Raw genomic sequence first — 15215 nt, forward strand, 5'->3', positions numbered from 1 at the left:
AGTGGACACGATTGCCAGTCTGTTCAGCTTTATCACCACACCCGTGTCGTGGGTCATCGTCCAGTTCCACAAGCTGTACGGGGCGATCTTCGGCGCGGACAGTGGATGGGCCTGGGGCCTGTCCATCGTGTCCCTGGTGGTCCTGATCCGTATCTGCCTGATCCCGCTCTTCGTCAAGCAGATCAAGGCCACGCGCGGCATGCAGGCGCTCCAGCCGAAGATGAAGGCGATCCAGGAGCGCTACAAGAACGACAAGCAGCGTCAGTCCGAAGAGATGATGAAGCTGTACAAGGAGACGGGCACCAACCCGCTCTCCTCGTGCCTTCCCATCCTGGCGCAGTCCCCGTTCTTCTTCGCGCTCTACCACGTGCTCGCGGCCATCGCCAACGGCAAGACCATCGGCGTGATCAACCAGTCGCTGCTGGAGAGCGCCCGCCAGGCCCACATCTTCGGCGCCCCGCTGGCCGCCAAGTTCATGGACAGCAGCGAGAAGGTCGCGGGCCTGAACGCCTCGATCACCGACGTGCGCATCGTGACCGCCGTCATGATCGTCCTGATGTCGCTGTCGCAGTTCTACACCCAGCGTCAGCTGATGCAGAAGAATGTCGACCTCTCGGTCAAGACGCCGTTCATGCAGCAGCAGAAGATGCTGATGTACATCTTCCCGCTGATCTTCGCCTTCATGGGCATCAACTTCCCCGTCGGCGTCCTCGTCTACTGGCTGACCACCAACGTGTGGACCATGGGCCAGCAGATGTACGTGATCAACCAGAACCCGACGCCGGGCAGCAAGGCGCAGGACCAGTACCTGACCCGTCTCCTGAAGCACGTCTCCACCCACGGGAACGTCAAGGGCCGGGGCAAGAAGAAGATCGTCGCGGCCATCGTGGCCAAGGGGCCGGACCGCAACGACAACGAGCGTAAGTTCATCACCGCGCTGTCGAAGCAGGGCATGGCCGCCCAGGCCGACGGTTCCGTGATCAGGAGCTCCGAGGCCACCGCTGACGCCGACGCGGCGAGCGGCGGTGTCGCGACGAAGCGGCAGCAGCCCAAGCGGCAGCCGAAGTCGAAGCGCCAGACGCCCCCCAGCAAGCCCTCGAAGAAGTAGAAGGAGTCCCTCCCGTGACGGAAGGCACCACCACCGCCGCCGCTGAGAGTGGCGACACCCTCACCCGCCTCGAGCAGGAGGGCGAGATCGCGGCCGACTACCTTGAGGGTCTGCTGGACATCGCAGACCTGGACGGCGACATCGACATGGACGTCGAGGCCGACCGCGCCTCGGTGTCGATCGTCAGCGACTCGGGCGGCCGCGACCTGCAGAAGCTCGTGGGCCGTGACGGTGAGGTCCTGGAGGCCCTCCAGGAGCTGACCCGCCTCGCGGTGCACCGGGAGACCGGGGACCGCAGCCGGCTGATGCTGGACATCGCGGGCTTCCGGGCGAAGAAGCGCGCGGAGCTGGCGGCCCTGGGCGCCAAGGCCGCCGCGGACGTGAAGGCCTCGGGCGAGCCGCTGAAGCTGGCCCCGATGACCCCGTTCGAGCGCAAGGTCGTCCACGACGCCGTGGCGGCCGCGGGCCTCAAGAGCGAGTCCGAGGGCGAGGAGCCGCAGCGCTTCGTCGTTGTGCTTCCGGCCTGATCCGGAATGCTGTGAGTCGGCCCCGCCTGTGTCGCAGGCGGGGCCGATGTTTGTAAGCCTGGCAGTTGAACGTCCACGGTTTTGGCGTGAGCGGTTCTGTACGGAAGGACGGTCCCCGTGACGGAGGCAGCGGAGCTTCCCCCGGCGCCTGAAGAGGCGCGCGCGGTGTTCGGTGAATTTTTCCCGGAAGCTGTGCGGTATGCGGAGCTGCTCGCGGACGCGGGTGTCAAACGAGGCCTCATCGGCCCTCGTGAGGTACCCCGGTTGTGGGAACGGCACCTGCTGAACTGCGCGGTGCTCTCCGAGGTGGTGCCCGCCGGCGTCACCGTGTGCGACGTGGGATCCGGGGCCGGTCTGCCTGGTATCCCGCTCGCCCTGGTCCGGCGGGACCTGAAGATCACCCTGCTGGAACCGCTGCTTCGCCGCACGACCTTCCTCCAGGAAGCCGTCGAGCTGCTGGGGCTGGACCACGTCACGGTGGTGCGCGGCCGGGCCGAGGAAGTGCTGGGCAAGGTCCAGCCGGTCCACGTGGTCACGGCACGGGCGGTCGCCCCGCTGGACCGGCTGGCGGGCTGGGGCGTGCCGCTGCTGCGTCCCTACGGCGAGATGCTGGCGCTCAAGGGCGACACGGCCGAGGAGGAGCTGATCGCGGCGAAGACCGCGCTCAGCAAGCTCGGTGTGGTGAAGACCTCAGTGCTCCAGGTCGGCGAGGGCGTGGTCGACCCCCTGTCCACGGTGGTCCGGGTGGAGGTCGGGGAGAGCCCCGGCGGGGTGCGCTTCGCGGCCAAGCGGGCCAAGGCCGCCCGGGTGGGGCGGACCCGCCGGCGCCGCTGACGCCCCTGCCGTGGAGGCGATCCGGGGCGGGTTGCGCCCTATAGGTATGGATTTCGGAGTGTCGTAGCGGGCTGAAGACTCCGTCCCGGCATCGTGTTTCACGTGAAACGTCGCTCTCTGCTGCACGGAATCATCAGCCGCGGCCGGGCTGCTGCGGCCCCCCGTCCCCGCCAGGACCGGGGGGTGACGGAGTTGTCCACAACGGTGGATTCATCCACAGGAGCACGGGCCCCGCTGGTTCGCGACCCGGGTGGCATGGCAGGCTCTGTTCATCGCGAGCCCGCTGCCGAGGAGAGTGACACCGTGCGGTCCGACGCCAACCTCGCGGGGCCGATGGCCGATCCGGTCCCCGGTCCCCGCTCTGAACCGCCAGGCGACGTTTCCCTGGGCGCACCCCCGGCAGCCGCCGGCGCGGAGACGCCCTCGCCCCTCGTGGACAACGACGAGGACACCCCGATCGGCCGAGCCGTCCACCAGGCGGTGGAGGCCGTCGGCCGTACCGGTATCCCCCTGCCCCGGCCGGCGGAGACCCGGATCATGGTGGTGGCCAACCAGAAGGGCGGCGTCGGCAAGACCACGACGACCGTGAACCTGGCCGCCTCCCTGGCGCAGCACGGCGCGCGGGTCCTGGTGATCGACCTCGACCCGCAGGGCAACGCCTCCACGGCGCTCGGCATCGACCACCACGCGGACGTGCCCTCCATCTACGACGTGCTCGTCGACAGCCGGCCCCTGCTGGAGGTCGTCCAGCCGGTGGTGGACGTGGAAGGCCTCTTCTGTGCCCCGGCCACCATCGACCTCGCCGGTGCGGAGATCGAGCTGGTCTCCCTGGTGGCCCGCGAGAGCCGGCTCCAGCGCGCGATCCAGGCGTACGAGCAGCCGCTCGACTACATCCTGATCGACTGCCCACCCTCCCTGGGCCTGCTGACCGTGAACGCCCTCGTGGCGGGCGCGGAGGTGCTGATCCCGATCCAGTGCGAGTACTACGCGCTGGAGGGGCTGGGTCAGCTCCTGCGCAACGTCGAGCTGGTGCGCGCCCACCTGAACCCGACCCTGCACGTGTCCACGATCCTGCTGACGATGTACGACGGCAGGACCCGGCTGGCCTCGCAGGTGGCGGACGAGGTGCGCACCCACTTCGGCAAGGAAGTGCTGCGCACCAGCATCCCGAGGTCGGTGCGCATCTCGGAGGCCCCGAGCTACGGGCAGACGGTCCTCACGTACGACCCGGGTTCCAGCGGGGCCCTCTCCTACATGGAGGCGGCGCGTGAGATCGCGCTCCGGGGAGCCGGAATCCATTACGACGCCCAGAACGTCCACACGGGCGCGGGCATGAACAGCACGCAGAGCATGGCGGAGGGGATCCAGTGAGTGAGCGACGTAGGGGTCTGGGGCGGGGGCTCGGCGCGCTGATCCCGGCCGCTCCCCAGGAGAAGACGCCGGTGATGGGTGCCGGCTCCACGTCCCCGTCGGCGGTGCCGGTACTGACGTCGGAGCGGGGCATCGCAGCGGCGAAGCTCGCCGCGCTGTCGCAGGCCGATGTTTCACGTGAAACATTGCCTCCGGTGGAGACGGTGGCTCCGCAGGCGGGCACCGCTGTGGTGGAGGGGGCGACCTTCGCAGAGCTTCCGCTGGAAGCGATCTCGCCCAACCCGCGCCAGCCGCGCGAGGTGTTCGACGAGGATGCCCTCGCGGAGCTGGTCGCCTCGATCCAGACAGTGGGTCTGCTCCAGCCGGTGGTCGTCCGGGAGGCAGCTGTCCCGGGGCGCTATGAGCTGATCATGGGTGAGCGGCGCTGGCGCGCCTGCCGCGAGGCGGGGCTGGAGTCCATCCCCGCGATCATCCGGGCGACCGACGACGAGAAGCTCCTTCTCGACGCCCTCCTGGAGAACCTGCACCGGGCGCAGCTGAACCCGCTGGAGGAGGCGGCCGCGTACGACCAGCTCCTCCGTGAGTTCAACTGCACCCACGACCAGCTGGCGGACCGGATCGGGCGCTCGCGTCCACAGGTCACGAACACCCTGCGACTGCTGAGGCTGACTCCGGAGGTGCAGAAGAAGGTGGCCGCCGGCGTGCTGCTGGCGGGTCACGCCCGGGCCCTGCTGGGTGTGGAGGACGCCGAGGAGCAGCTCCGTCTCGCCCAGCGGATCGTGGCCGAGGGCCTGTCGGTGCGCTCGGTCGAGGAGATCATCCAGCTGATGGGCTCCGAGCCGTCGAGCACCGCGAAGCCCAAGGGCCCGCGGGCCGGTGGCAGGGTGTCGCCGGCGCTCAGCGAGCTGGCGACGCGCCTGTCGGACCGCTTCGAGACCCGGGTGAAGGTGGATCTGGGCCAGAAGAAGGGCAAGATCACCGTCGAGTTCGCGTCGATGGAGGACCTGGAGCGGATCCTGGGAACCCTGGCGCCGGGCGAGGGCCGGGTACTGGAGCAGGGCCTCTCCGGGGAGTAGTCCTTCCCCTCCTGTTTTCCCCACTGCCCCCTGTTTCTCGAGATGTCCACCCTCGAAGAAGCAGGGGGCAGTGGTTACGATGCCGTTATGGGTCGTCGGCTCGTACCGCTCACGCTGGACAACCTCCAGGACCTGCCCAGGCGTTGCCGGAGCTGTGTGTTCTGGGAGCTCGATCCCGTCACCGGCGAGGCCGCGGTGAAAGCGGGCACCGCGGAGCTGGAGAAGGAAGCCTGGATCTCGGCGGTCCTCCTGGACTGGGGATCCTGTGGCCGCGTGGTCTATGTGGACGAGGTTCCGGTGGGATTCGTCCTCTACGCGCCGCCCGCCTACGTACCGCGCGCCGCTTCCTTCCCGACGAGCCCGGTCTCCCCGGACGCGGTGCAGCTGATCACCGCCTGGATCATGCCGGGCTATCAGGGGCAGGGGCTGGGGCGGGTCATGGTGCAGACGGTCGCCAAAGACCTGCTGCGGCGGGGGTTCAAGGCGATCGAGGCCTTCGGCGACGCCCGCTGGGAGCGGCCCGCCTGTCTGCTGCCGGCCGACCACCTGCTGTCCGTGGGCTTCAAGACCGTACGCCCCCATCCGGCTCACCCGAGGCTGCGGCTGGAGCTGCGCACCACGCTGTCGTGGAAGGAAGACGTGGAACTGGCCCTGGACCGGCTGCTGAGCGGCGCGAGGGCCCGCAAGGAACCGGCGCTGCGTCCGCTGTGACGGGCGCCGGGCGTGCGAAACGGGGCCGCCCCTTGAGGGGGCGGCCCCGTTTCACGTGAAACATCGAGTGCGTCAGGCGGTCTTGACCTCGATGAAGCCGTCCAGGTCACGCAGGATGGCGGCCTTCGGCTTGGCACCCACGATCGTCTTGGCGACCTCGCCGCCCTGGTAGACGTTCAGCGTCGGGATGGACATGACGCCGTACTTGGCAGCCGTGGCGGGGTTCTCGTCGATGTTGAGCTTGACGATCTCGATCTGGTCGCCGTACTCGGCCGCGATCGCCTCCAGCGACGGGGCGATCTGGCGGCACGGACCGCACCAGGCGGCCCAGAAGTCCACGAGCACGGGCTTGTCGCTGCGAAGGACCTCGGAGTCGAAGTCGGCGTCAGTCACGTTCTTGAGGGTGCCGGCCACAGCGGCCTCCTTCTTTCCTGCGGGGTGGGGTGTAGGGGGGTGGAGCGGGATCAGACGGTCGCGGCGGCGGGCTCGGCGTCCGAGAGGGCGGCGAGGAAGCGCTCCGCGTCCAGGGCGGCGGAGCAGCCGGTGCCGGCGGCGGTGATCGCCTGACGGTAGGTGTGGTCCACGACGTCGCCCGCGCCGAAGACACCGGGGAGGTTGGTGCGCGTGGAGGGCGCGTCGACCCTGAGGTAGCCCTCGTCGTCCAGGTCGAGCTGACCGGTGAACAGTTCGGTGCGCGGGTCGTGGCCGACGGCGATGAACAGGCCGGTCACGGGCAGCTCGGAGGTCTCACCGGTCTTGGTGTTGCGCAGCGTCAGGCCGGAAAGCTTCTGCTCGCCGTGGATGCCGGCCACCTCGCTGTCCCAGGCGAAGCTGATCTTCGGGTCGGCGAAGGCGCGGTCCTGCATGGCCTTGGAGGCGCGCAGGGTGTCACGGCGGTGGATGATCGTGACGGACTTGGCGAACCGGGAGAGGAAGGTCGCCTCCTCCATCGCGGTGTCGCCGCCGCCGACGACGGCGATGTCCTGGTCCTTGAAGAAGAACCCGTCACAGGTCGCGCACCAGGAGACGCCGCGTCCGGAGAGGGCGTCCTCGTTGGGCAGGCCGAGCTTGCGGTGCTGGGAGCCGGTGGTGACGATGACGGCCTTGGCGCGGTGGACCGTGCCGGCGGTGTCGGTGACGGTCTTGATCTCACCGGTGAGGTCCACGGAGACGATGTCGTCCGGGACCAGCTCCGCGCCGAAGCGCTCGGCCTGCGCGCGCATGTTGTCCATGAGGTCCGGACCCATGATGCCCTCCCGGAAGCCCGGGAAGTTCTCGACCTCGGTGGTGTTCATCAGCGCGCCGCCGGCGGTGACGGCACCCTCGAAGACCAGCGGGTTGAGCGAAGCGCGTGCGGTGTACAGGGCGGCCGTGTAACCGGCCGGCCCGGAGCCGATGATGATCACGTTTCGTACGTCGCTCACGGGTTCTTTCCTCGTCTCTGCGGACTTCGTGGTGCCTACCGGGGGCCGGTGCGGACTCTCACCCCACCCAACGGATCCTACGGCGCGCGCATTCCCCGGCCGTCCCCCTCTGCCTCCGGAAGCGCCGGGCGTTGATGTCGGAACCCTTCAGTTGCGGGGATACGTGCGGGTGAGAAGGGGCTTTTCGGGGGGCGCCGAGGGTTTGTCGGCGCAGCCGGCGGCCACGAGGTAGGCGTCCACCTGGGCGGGGTCCTGTACATGGGGCAGGACGACGAGGTAGACCGCCGTGCCCTGGTAGCGGCCCGGCTCGGCGGCGAGGGGGGTCTCGGTGCGGCCGGTGGCCTGCTGTACACAGGGGGGCACCGAAGGCTGGGCCGGCTCCGGTGACCCCGGCCGCTCGGCGGGCGCCAGCCCGGGAGAGGCGTTCTCCAGCTCCATGGTCCGGTTCGAGTCCCCGGGAGCGGTCTTGGGAGCGTTCGTGGAGGGAGCGGAGGCCAGGAGCCGGTGGACGTTCTGCTGAAGCCCCTGACCGCTGTACTCCCCGGGGGCGGCCGAGCCGGCGGCCCGCACGGTGTTGTTGCTCGTGCTGGTGTCGTGGGCGCCGGTTCCGGACAGGCCGTTGAAGAGGAGGACGCCGAGCACACAGGCGGCTGCCCCGGCCAGGCCGGTCAGGACCGCGATCCGGCGGCGGGCGCGGCGACGGCCGGGTCCCGTTGCGCCGGACGGGTGACCGGAGGGTCGGTCGGCCCCGGTCCGGCCCGGGCTCGTTTCACGTGAAACATCGCCGAGGGCACGCGGCTCGGGAGCGGCGGCCCCGGCCCGGGAAGCGGTGGAATCGAGGAGGGCTTCGGCGGCGAGGGCCGCGTCGATGCGCCCCGCGATGTCGGAGGGCATCCGCGGCGGTCCGGGCAGAGTGCCCAGCAGGGACCGGATCTCCTCCAGGGAGGCGAGGACATCGGCGCACAGGGCGCAGTCGGCGAGGTGGCGTCGTACTTCGGTGGTACGGGAGGGTGAGAGGAGCCCTTCGGTCAGGTCGGAGATCTCCGAGACCTCCGGGTGCCGGATCGTGCCGGCGCTGCCGGTCGTGGGGGTCACGGTCGTCCACCTCCGCCCTTCACAGGGTCTGGGTCTGGTTCTGGCTGCCTGGGGTCTGCCGCAGATGGGACGGGTGCCCCCGGCGTCCGGTTCCTTCCCCGCTCGGTGGCGGTGTTATCCCCGGCATTCGTGCGCAGATGAGTGAGGAGTGGCAGGAGTTTCGCCCGGCCGCGCGCACACCGGCTCTTCACTGTTCCGACGGGGACGTCGAGAACGGCGGCGGCTTCGGCGACGGGATATCCCTGCATGTCGACGAGGACGAGGGCGGCCCGCTGGTCGGCGGGGAGGGTGGCGAGGGCGGCCAGGAGCTGGCGGTGGAGGTCCTGGCGTTCCGCGGGCGCCTCGGCGGACTCGTGGGGCTCCAGGAGCCGCTCCAGACGGTCGGTGTCGTCCAGCGGGGCGGTCCGGCGGGAGGCGGCCTTGCGGGCACGGTCCAGGCAGGCGTTGACGGTGATCCGGTGGAGCCAGGTGGTCACGGCGGAGTCCCCGCGGAAGGTGTGGGCGGCCCGGTAGGCGGAGACCAGGGCGTCCTGAACGGCGTCGGCGGCCTCCTCCCGGTCGCCGAGGGTCCGCAGTGCCACGGCCCACAGCCGGTCGCGGTGCCGCCGCACCAGCTCCCCGAAGGCATCGGGATCCCCTGCGACGTGCAGGGAAAGGAGCTCCTGGTCGCTGTGGTCGCCGGCTCTGGCTTCGTCCAACGGTCGGCCCCTCCCCTGCCGTGCGTCAGCCCTTGAACTTCACGTCCGTGATGCCCTGCTTGTACCCGGCGCCGCTGTAGTTGTCGTAGCCGGCGTACGGCATTTCTGTGATCCACAGGAGCACGTAGCGCGTCTTGACCGGCTTCTGCACGGTCAGCTTGACGCTGTTGTCCTTCGTGCTGACGCCCGCGATCTTCTTCTTCGGATCGACGGTGTCCTTGAGGTCCTTGGGGCTCAGCGCATCGGTGGCGTAGAGCGTCAGGGTGGTGTGGTCGCCCGCGTGCCTCAGCCCTATCGAGACCTCCTTGACCTCTTGCTCGGAGCCGAGGTCGTAGACGATCCCGACACCGGGCTTGATCACGATCTTCGGGCCGTCGGAGAAGCTCTTGGTGCGCCAGTAGCTGGAGGTGTCCCCGTCGTACGTCTTGTCGACGTCAGGCGCGTTCTGCGGGGTGCCGTCGGGCGCGTACTCCTTCGCGTCCTTGATGGCGAGGGGAGCGAGCTCCTTCTTCTCCGGGGCGGGGCCCTGCTGCTGGGGCTGGGTGGTTTCGCTGTTGTTCTGCTTGCTGTGGCCCAGGAGGGCGTCGGCGAGCTGCCAGCTGCCCAGGCCCAGGGCGGCGATCAGAAGGGCGGCGACGCCCCACTTGAGGACGCGGCCCGTCCGGCTCTGGAGCGGGGGCGGCGGGGGGACGGCGATCGGGGCCGTGGGCATGCCGACGGGAGCCGGGCGGCCGTAGCTGCCCTGCTGGTAGGTGGTGTGCTGGTACTCCGGGGGTGCCGTGAAGGCGGGCTCCGGCGGCTTGATGCGGGGCATCGCCGCGACCGCCTTGGCGAGCTCTTCCGGAGTGGTGCAGGCCGGCTCCTGGCGTGAGGCGGTGGCCCCGTCGTTGGCGAGGGCGCGCATGGCGAGCTCGCCGAGACCCCGGTGGACGCCGGCGCGCACCTGGTCGGGGGCGAGGAGGCCGACGCCCTTGGGCAGGCCGCGCAGGCCGTAGGCGTCGTTCTCGTACGGCCAGCGCTGGGTGAGGGCGGCGTACAGCAGCGCGCCGATGGCCTCGGTGTCCGCCCGCTGCGGGGTGTCGCTGGTGATGCCGCGCAGGGCGGCGTTCACGGCGAGGCCGCGGATGCGGTACTGACCCGTGGAGGTCCGCAGTATCGCGCTGGGCGTCAGGCGCAGGTGGGCCAGGCCCTCGCGGTGGGCGGCGGCCATGGCCTGGGAGACCTGGCTCACCAGTTGGTAGGCCTCGTGGGGCTCCAGCGTCCCGGCCGCGAGGACGGCGGTCAGCTCGGTGGCGTCGGGCAGCCACTCGTGGACGACGTAGACGAGGTCGTTCTCCTCGACGGCGTCGAGGACCTGGACGAACCGGGGGTCGCCGAGCAGGGCGGAGGAGCGGGCCGCCGCCAGGACGGTGCGGGCCCGGGGGTGGTCGGCGGGCAGCAGATGGACCCCGACGGCGCGCCGCAGCTTCTCGTCCATCGCGCGCCAGCTGCTGAATCCGTCCAGACGGGTGACGCACTCCTCGAGGCGGTAGCGCCGCGCGAGCTTGTGGCCGCTGTGGAGTTCCGGCGCGGCCGCGGGGGCAGCGCCTCTGCGTTCGCCGTCCTTCTCGGGCATGGGCTCGTCCGCGGCTCGTCCGTTCTGGGTGTCCACCCCGTCGGCCGTGGCCTTGGCCGCATCTGCGGCCAGCGGCTGGTCGCCGCTGTTGTCGGCCACGTCGACGGCAGCTGTGCTACGTTCCGCCACCGTCGTCCCTGCCTCCCCATCCGTTGCGCGCTGTCGGCCAGTCTGCGAAGCCATGCCAATTGTGCCCACAGTCCGCCGCTATGCACGACACACGATGGGGGCCGACGGTTGTGCGCATCAGCGTCCCAGTCGGCCGCGGACCATTCCGACCATGGAGTTGAGCTCTTCGATGCGCATGCGCTTGGCGGCGAGGAGGAAGACGCCGCCCAGGGCGATGCCGCCGGCGACCAGGGCGGCGAGGGAGCCGAGGGCTCCGCTGCCCAGGACGTGCATGACCCCGTAGGCGGCGGCGCCCGCCACCACTGCGGCCGGGACGCACGCGCCGATCAGACGGGTGTAGGTGCGCATGACGTGTGCACCGTCGAGGTCCCCGCCGAGGCGGGACTTGAGCCGGCGCCAGGCCACGCCGACGCCGACCACGTAGCCGAGGCCGTACGCGGCGGCCATGCCCACGACGGCCCAGCGCGCGGGCAGGACGAAGTAGGCCAGGGCGGAGACACCGGCGTTGACCGCGGCGACGATGACGGTGTTGTAGAAGGGGGTCCGGGTGTCCTCGTAGGCGTAGAACCCGCGCAGGACCACGTACTGGACGGAGTACGGGATCAGGCCGAGGCCGAAGGCCATCAGGACGTAGCCGATGTTCACGGCGTCCTTGCCGGCGCTGGCGTAGAGCAGGGTGGCCATGGGGACGCCGAGCGCGAGGAAGGCGAAGGCGCAGGGCACGATGGCGACGGCCGAGGTGCGCAGGCCGTAGGAGATGTCGTCGCGGACCGCGGCGGCGTCGCCGTCATGGGCGGAGCGGGAGATCCGGGGCAGGACGGCGGTCATCACGGAGACGGTGATGATGGCCTGCGGCATCTGCCACAGCAGCAGCGCGTAGTTGTAGGCGGTGATACCGGTACCGCCGTGACCCAGCTTCTCCGCGGCCGTGCCGGCAGCGGTGGCGAGCTGGGTGACGACCACGAGGCCGATCTGGTTGGCGAGGACGAAGAAGAACGTCCACTTCGCCAGGCCGGCCGCCTTGCCGAGGCCGTGGCCCTTCCAGTCGAAGCGCAGGCGGGGACTGAAGCCGGCGTCGCGCAGGTAGGGGAGCATGGCGAGGGACTGGACGGCGAGGCCGAGCAGGGTGCCGATGCCGAGGAGGCGGACGCCCTCGGGGGTGATGGTCGCCTCGGAGACGCCGGAGGCGGTGAACCCGCCGAAGGCCCAGATGAAGGCGCCGAAGGTGGCGATGACGACGATGTTGTTGAGGACGGGGGTCCACATCATCGCGCCGAACCGGCCGCGGGCGTTGAGGATCTGACCGAGCACCACGTGGACGCCCATGAAGAACATCGTGGGCAGGCAGTAGTGGGCGAAGGCCACGGCGACGTCGAGGCGCTTGGGGTCGCCCGCGATGGTCGGCGACATCATGCGGATGAACAGCGGGGCGGCGAGGACGCAGATGGTGGTGACCGCGCCGAGGAGGGTGACGACGAGGGTGAGGAGGCGGTTGGCGTAGGCCTCGCCGCCGTCGTCGTCGTTCTTCATGGCACGCACGAGCTGCGGGATGAAGACGGCGTTGAGGGCGCCGCCGCCGACGAGGACGTAGATCATCGTCGGCAGGGTGTTGGCGACCTGGTAGGAGTCGTTGAGGGTGGCGACGCCGATGGCGCCCGCGATGACGAGGGTGCGGGCGAAGCCGGTGATGCGGGAGACGATCGTGCCGGCCGCCATCACGGCGCTGGACTTGAGCAGGCTGGCCGCCTTGCCGGCGGGCTTGCTCGGGGCCGGGGCGGCGACGGGGGCTTCCTCGGCCGGGGCGCCGGGGGCGGCCTGCTGGTCGCGGTAGAGGTGCGTGAAGGCGTCGGGCTCGGGCTGCTCGTCCGAGGCACTGGTGACCAGCGAGTCCACCCCGACGAACTGCGTCGTCGCCGCGTGGTCGCCGTAGGGCAGGTGGCGGGACGGGCCGTCCGGCTCCGGGGGCGGGGTCTGGGCCCATACGCGCGGGTCGGGACCGTGCGAGGGCGCCTGGGGCGCGGCGTAGAGCGGACCGGGCTCCTGGTAGGTGCCCGGCGGCGGCGGGGGGTGCGAGGCCCGGTCGTAGAGGGCCTCGGTCACCGGGTCCTGGGCCGACAGGTCCTGCGACCGGTAGGGGTCGTAGTCGTAGGCGTCCTGGACGTAGGGGTCGTGGTCCGGTGCGGGCGCGGGCGGCGGAACCTGCCCGGGCACCGGAGTGCCGGGGGCAGTGCCCTGGGCGGGCCCAGGCCCGCCGGCGCCCTGCGCGCGGTCACCGTCGTACGGCGCGTTCATCGCAACCCCACCTCATCGTCCCCAGGCCGGCCGGCCACGGCATCGCTCAACGGTCCACTGTCTCACCCGTTCCGGACCCCTCTGTGCTTTGCGGTCCGGTGTCCGTGGTCTCGTCACTCGGCTGCGTGCTCTCCTCGGCGGCGGCGCGGGCGGCGACGCGCTTGCGGCTGGCGTACATCTTGATGCCGGCCAGGACCAGGAGGAGCACACCGCCGGCGATGACGAGCATGACGGTGGGGGTGATCTCGGTGGCCTCGACGGTGAACTTGCGTTCCTTGCCGTACGGCACGCCGTCCTTGGTGAAGAGGCGTGCGGTGACCTGGACCGGACCACTCGCGGTGGCGTTGGCGGTGAACTTTACCGTCTGGCTGTGGCCGCCCTGAACGGTGACTTCCTGTTCCGATTCGCTGAACATCAAGCGGGTCGGGTTGTCGGATTTGACCCTCAGCACCAGGTTGTGCACGTCCTGGACGAGGCTGTTCTGGACGCTGACCGGGATCGTCGCGCTATGTCCGGACAAGGTGGCGTCCGACTTGGGGACGACCTTGACCTTGTCGGTCAGTCCGAGCAGGTAGGACTGCACCTCGTCGCGGTAGCGGTCGGCCTCCTCGGGGCGGCCGCGCCAGGAGGTGGACATCTCCCGGTTGGTGGTGTTGCCGAAGGGGATCTCGACGCGGTCCGGGGCCGTGAGGATGACCTTGAAGTGGTCCAGGGTGTTCTGGGTGGTGCGGATCTTCTCGAACGCCGACACCGGGAGCTCCTGCTTGCTCAGGGCTTCCGGGTACTGGCCCGCGCCGGGCACCTGGGTCGCGGCGCCGGGGTCGGGCTTGGCGGCGGCCGCCGCCTCCAGGTCGGAGGGCTGGGTCCAGCGCGCGGCCTGGAGACCCCGCAGGGCGAGGGCCATCGACTCGGCCTGGCTGGCGGAGGGCCGGCGCTGGGGCGCGACCACGTAGCTCCGCGGTTCGTCGCCGCCCTGGAGGTTGAGCGCCAGGCTGTGGGCGAGGAACCGCTGCACGGCGAGCGTGGAGTTCCCGGCGCCGGCCATGTCGCCCTCGAAGGCGGTGGACAGATCGGCATCGGCGACCACGGCGGTGGTGCCCGCGCCGATGGGACGGGCGGCGCTCGGGGTGTAGCCGAGGGCGCCGGTCTCCTGGAGGCTGTCGCTGCGGGTCAGGACGTTGTGGGCGCCGGCCGAGGTGGCGACGTTCACGATCGACGGGTCGATCGCGCCTTCCATGGGCCAGGAGAAGTCGGTGGAGGCGTTGACGTGCAGCACCGTCTCGACGGCCTGCTTCGCCTTGTCGGTGGCGGGCCGCAGCTGGCCCAGGGTGCCGGAGACGTCCTTGCCGTGGTGGGCGAGGGAGGCGATGTCGGGGTCGGCGTACGGGAGGGCGACGACCTTCTTGCCCTGTACGGCGTTCTCCAGGGCGCTCAGCCACTGCTCGGCGACGGCCTTGTTGCGGCCCTGGACGGGCTTTCCGTCCGGGTCGGGGCTGCGGACCCGGTAGCCCTTGGTCATGGCGTCGACGGTGGCGAGGAGGTCGGGGTCGATGACCCAGGTGACCGGCAGGTCCTTGCCGAGCGAGACCATCCGCTCCAGCCGCCCGCCCGGCCGCAGCTCGTCGGCGAGGGAGTCGTCCATGAAGACCGGGGTCTGGACCTCGTCCGAGCCCGTCTCGGCGGTGACGCGGGTCGTGGAGATCAGCGGCCACACATAGGTGAGGGAGGACCGCTTGGCTGCCGGGTCCGGCTGCCAGGGCAGCACGGTCCGCTGGATGCCGAGCACCTGCTCGGACGGGCGGCTGTCGGTCGTCCCGGAGACGGAGACGCCCAGCTGGTAGACGCCGTCGGCACCCAGGTCGAGCTTGTTGACCGGCACCTTGATCGTGAAGGGCTGGCTGACCTTCGAGGGAAGGGAGTCGATCTTCGCGGCGAAGGCCTGGTCGATCTCTCCCGGGTCCACCCCGGGCCGGAACCCCTTGCGGTCCGCCACCTCGTCGATGGCCGACCGGTCGCCCACCATGGGGCCGACCCGCAGCCCGACGTGGGCCCCCTTGATCGTCTCGCGGCCGTTGTTGACCACGGTCCCCTGGATGGTCAGCGTGTCGCTCTTGACCGGAGCGCTCGGTGACACCTCGGTCAGCTGGACGTCGACGGAAGACTCGGCGGCCTCGGCCACGGGGGCGGGGGCGTAGACGAGGGCGGCCAGCACCGGTGTTCCGCTCAGCAGGACGACCGCCCGCCGCAGCCATCGGCGCCGGGCAGGGGGGGAGGCCGCCCCCTGGATTTCTGCCGCCTCGGCCACGCGCTCACCAGTCCCTCGAAGTGTCAGTGG

Annotated in this window: 13 protein-coding genes; 6 read left to right on the forward strand and 7 right to left on the reverse strand. The window is 70.5% G+C overall.

Annotated elements, in window-relative coordinates:
• Position 1 precedes the first annotated feature (1 nt).
• From yidC to B4U46_RS17810, 6 genes are all read left to right on the forward strand, one after another.
• On the forward strand, positions 2 to 1108 hold the full coding sequence (gene yidC, locus B4U46_RS17785) for a membrane protein insertase YidC (protein ID WP_079428612.1): 1107 nt from the start codon (positions 2 to 4) through the stop codon (positions 1106 to 1108).
• A 14-nt stretch (positions 1109 to 1122) separates the two neighbouring features.
• A complete protein-coding gene (locus tag B4U46_RS17790) occupies positions 1123 to 1635 on the forward strand; it encodes a protein jag (protein ID WP_079428614.1) in 513 nt (170 codons plus the stop codon).
• Between the two features lie 117 nt (positions 1636 to 1752).
• Complete coding sequence (rsmG, locus tag B4U46_RS17795) at positions 1753 to 2469, forward strand: 16S rRNA (guanine(527)-N(7))-methyltransferase RsmG (protein WP_079428616.1); 717 nt, start codon at positions 1753 to 1755, stop codon at positions 2467 to 2469.
• A gap of 255 nt (positions 2470 to 2724) precedes the next feature.
• Complete coding sequence (locus B4U46_RS17800) at positions 2725 to 3840, forward strand: ParA family protein (RefSeq protein ID WP_079428618.1); 1116 nt, start codon at positions 2725 to 2727, stop codon at positions 3838 to 3840.
• On the forward strand, positions 3837 to 4916 hold the full coding sequence (locus tag B4U46_RS17805) for a ParB/RepB/Spo0J family partition protein (protein WP_079428620.1): 1080 nt from the start codon (positions 3837 to 3839) through the stop codon (positions 4914 to 4916). The genes B4U46_RS17800 and B4U46_RS17805 overlap by 4 nt, the downstream gene beginning before the upstream one ends.
• 87 nt (positions 4917 to 5003) lie before the next feature.
• Entirely contained in the window at positions 5004 to 5627 is a 624-nt protein-coding gene (locus B4U46_RS17810; RefSeq protein ID WP_079428622.1) for a GNAT family N-acetyltransferase, read from the forward strand.
• A gap of 72 nt (positions 5628 to 5699) precedes the next feature.
• On the opposite strand, the gene trxA is transcribed toward B4U46_RS17810, so the two are convergent.
• The 7 genes from trxA to B4U46_RS17845 form a co-directional block, all read right to left on the reverse strand.
• Positions 5700 to 6041 carry a thioredoxin gene (trxA, locus tag B4U46_RS17815; protein ID WP_079428624.1) on the reverse strand — a complete coding sequence of 114 codons (342 nt, stop codon included), beginning with the start codon at positions 6039 to 6041 and terminating at the stop codon, positions 5700 to 5702.
• 50 nt (positions 6042 to 6091) lie between these two features.
• Positions 6092 to 7051 carry a thioredoxin-disulfide reductase gene (trxB, locus tag B4U46_RS17820; protein ID WP_079428626.1) on the reverse strand — a complete coding sequence of 320 codons (960 nt, stop codon included), beginning with the start codon at positions 7049 to 7051 and terminating at the stop codon, positions 6092 to 6094.
• 147 nt (positions 7052 to 7198) lie between these two features.
• Positions 7199 to 8146: an anti-sigma factor family protein gene (locus B4U46_RS17825; protein ID WP_079428628.1), complete on the reverse strand. Its 948-nt coding sequence runs from the start codon at positions 8144 to 8146 to the stop codon at positions 7199 to 7201.
• Positions 8143 to 8844: an RNA polymerase sigma factor SigM gene (sigM, locus tag B4U46_RS17830; RefSeq protein ID WP_079428630.1), complete on the reverse strand. Its 702-nt coding sequence runs from the start codon at positions 8842 to 8844 to the stop codon at positions 8143 to 8145. Before sigM ends, B4U46_RS17825 begins: the two co-directional genes overlap by 4 nt.
• Before the next feature lie 25 nt (positions 8845 to 8869).
• Positions 8870 to 10588, reverse strand: coding sequence for a protein kinase family protein (locus tag B4U46_RS17835; RefSeq protein WP_079428632.1), 1719 nt, complete (start codon positions 10586 to 10588; stop codon positions 8870 to 8872).
• A gap of 117 nt (positions 10589 to 10705) precedes the next feature.
• Complete coding sequence (murJ, locus tag B4U46_RS17840) at positions 10706 to 12880, reverse strand: murein biosynthesis integral membrane protein MurJ (RefSeq protein ID WP_079428634.1); 2175 nt, start codon at positions 12878 to 12880, stop codon at positions 10706 to 10708.
• 46 nt (positions 12881 to 12926) lie between these two features.
• Complete coding sequence (locus tag B4U46_RS17845; protein WP_208949816.1) at positions 12927 to 15185, reverse strand: DUF6049 family protein; 2259 nt, start codon at positions 15183 to 15185, stop codon at positions 12927 to 12929.
• Positions 15186 to 15215 lie beyond the last annotated feature (30 nt).

This window comes from Streptomyces katrae, assembly GCF_002028425.1.
Lineage (GTDB): Bacteria > Actinomycetota > Actinomycetes > Streptomycetales > Streptomycetaceae > Streptomyces > Streptomyces katrae_A.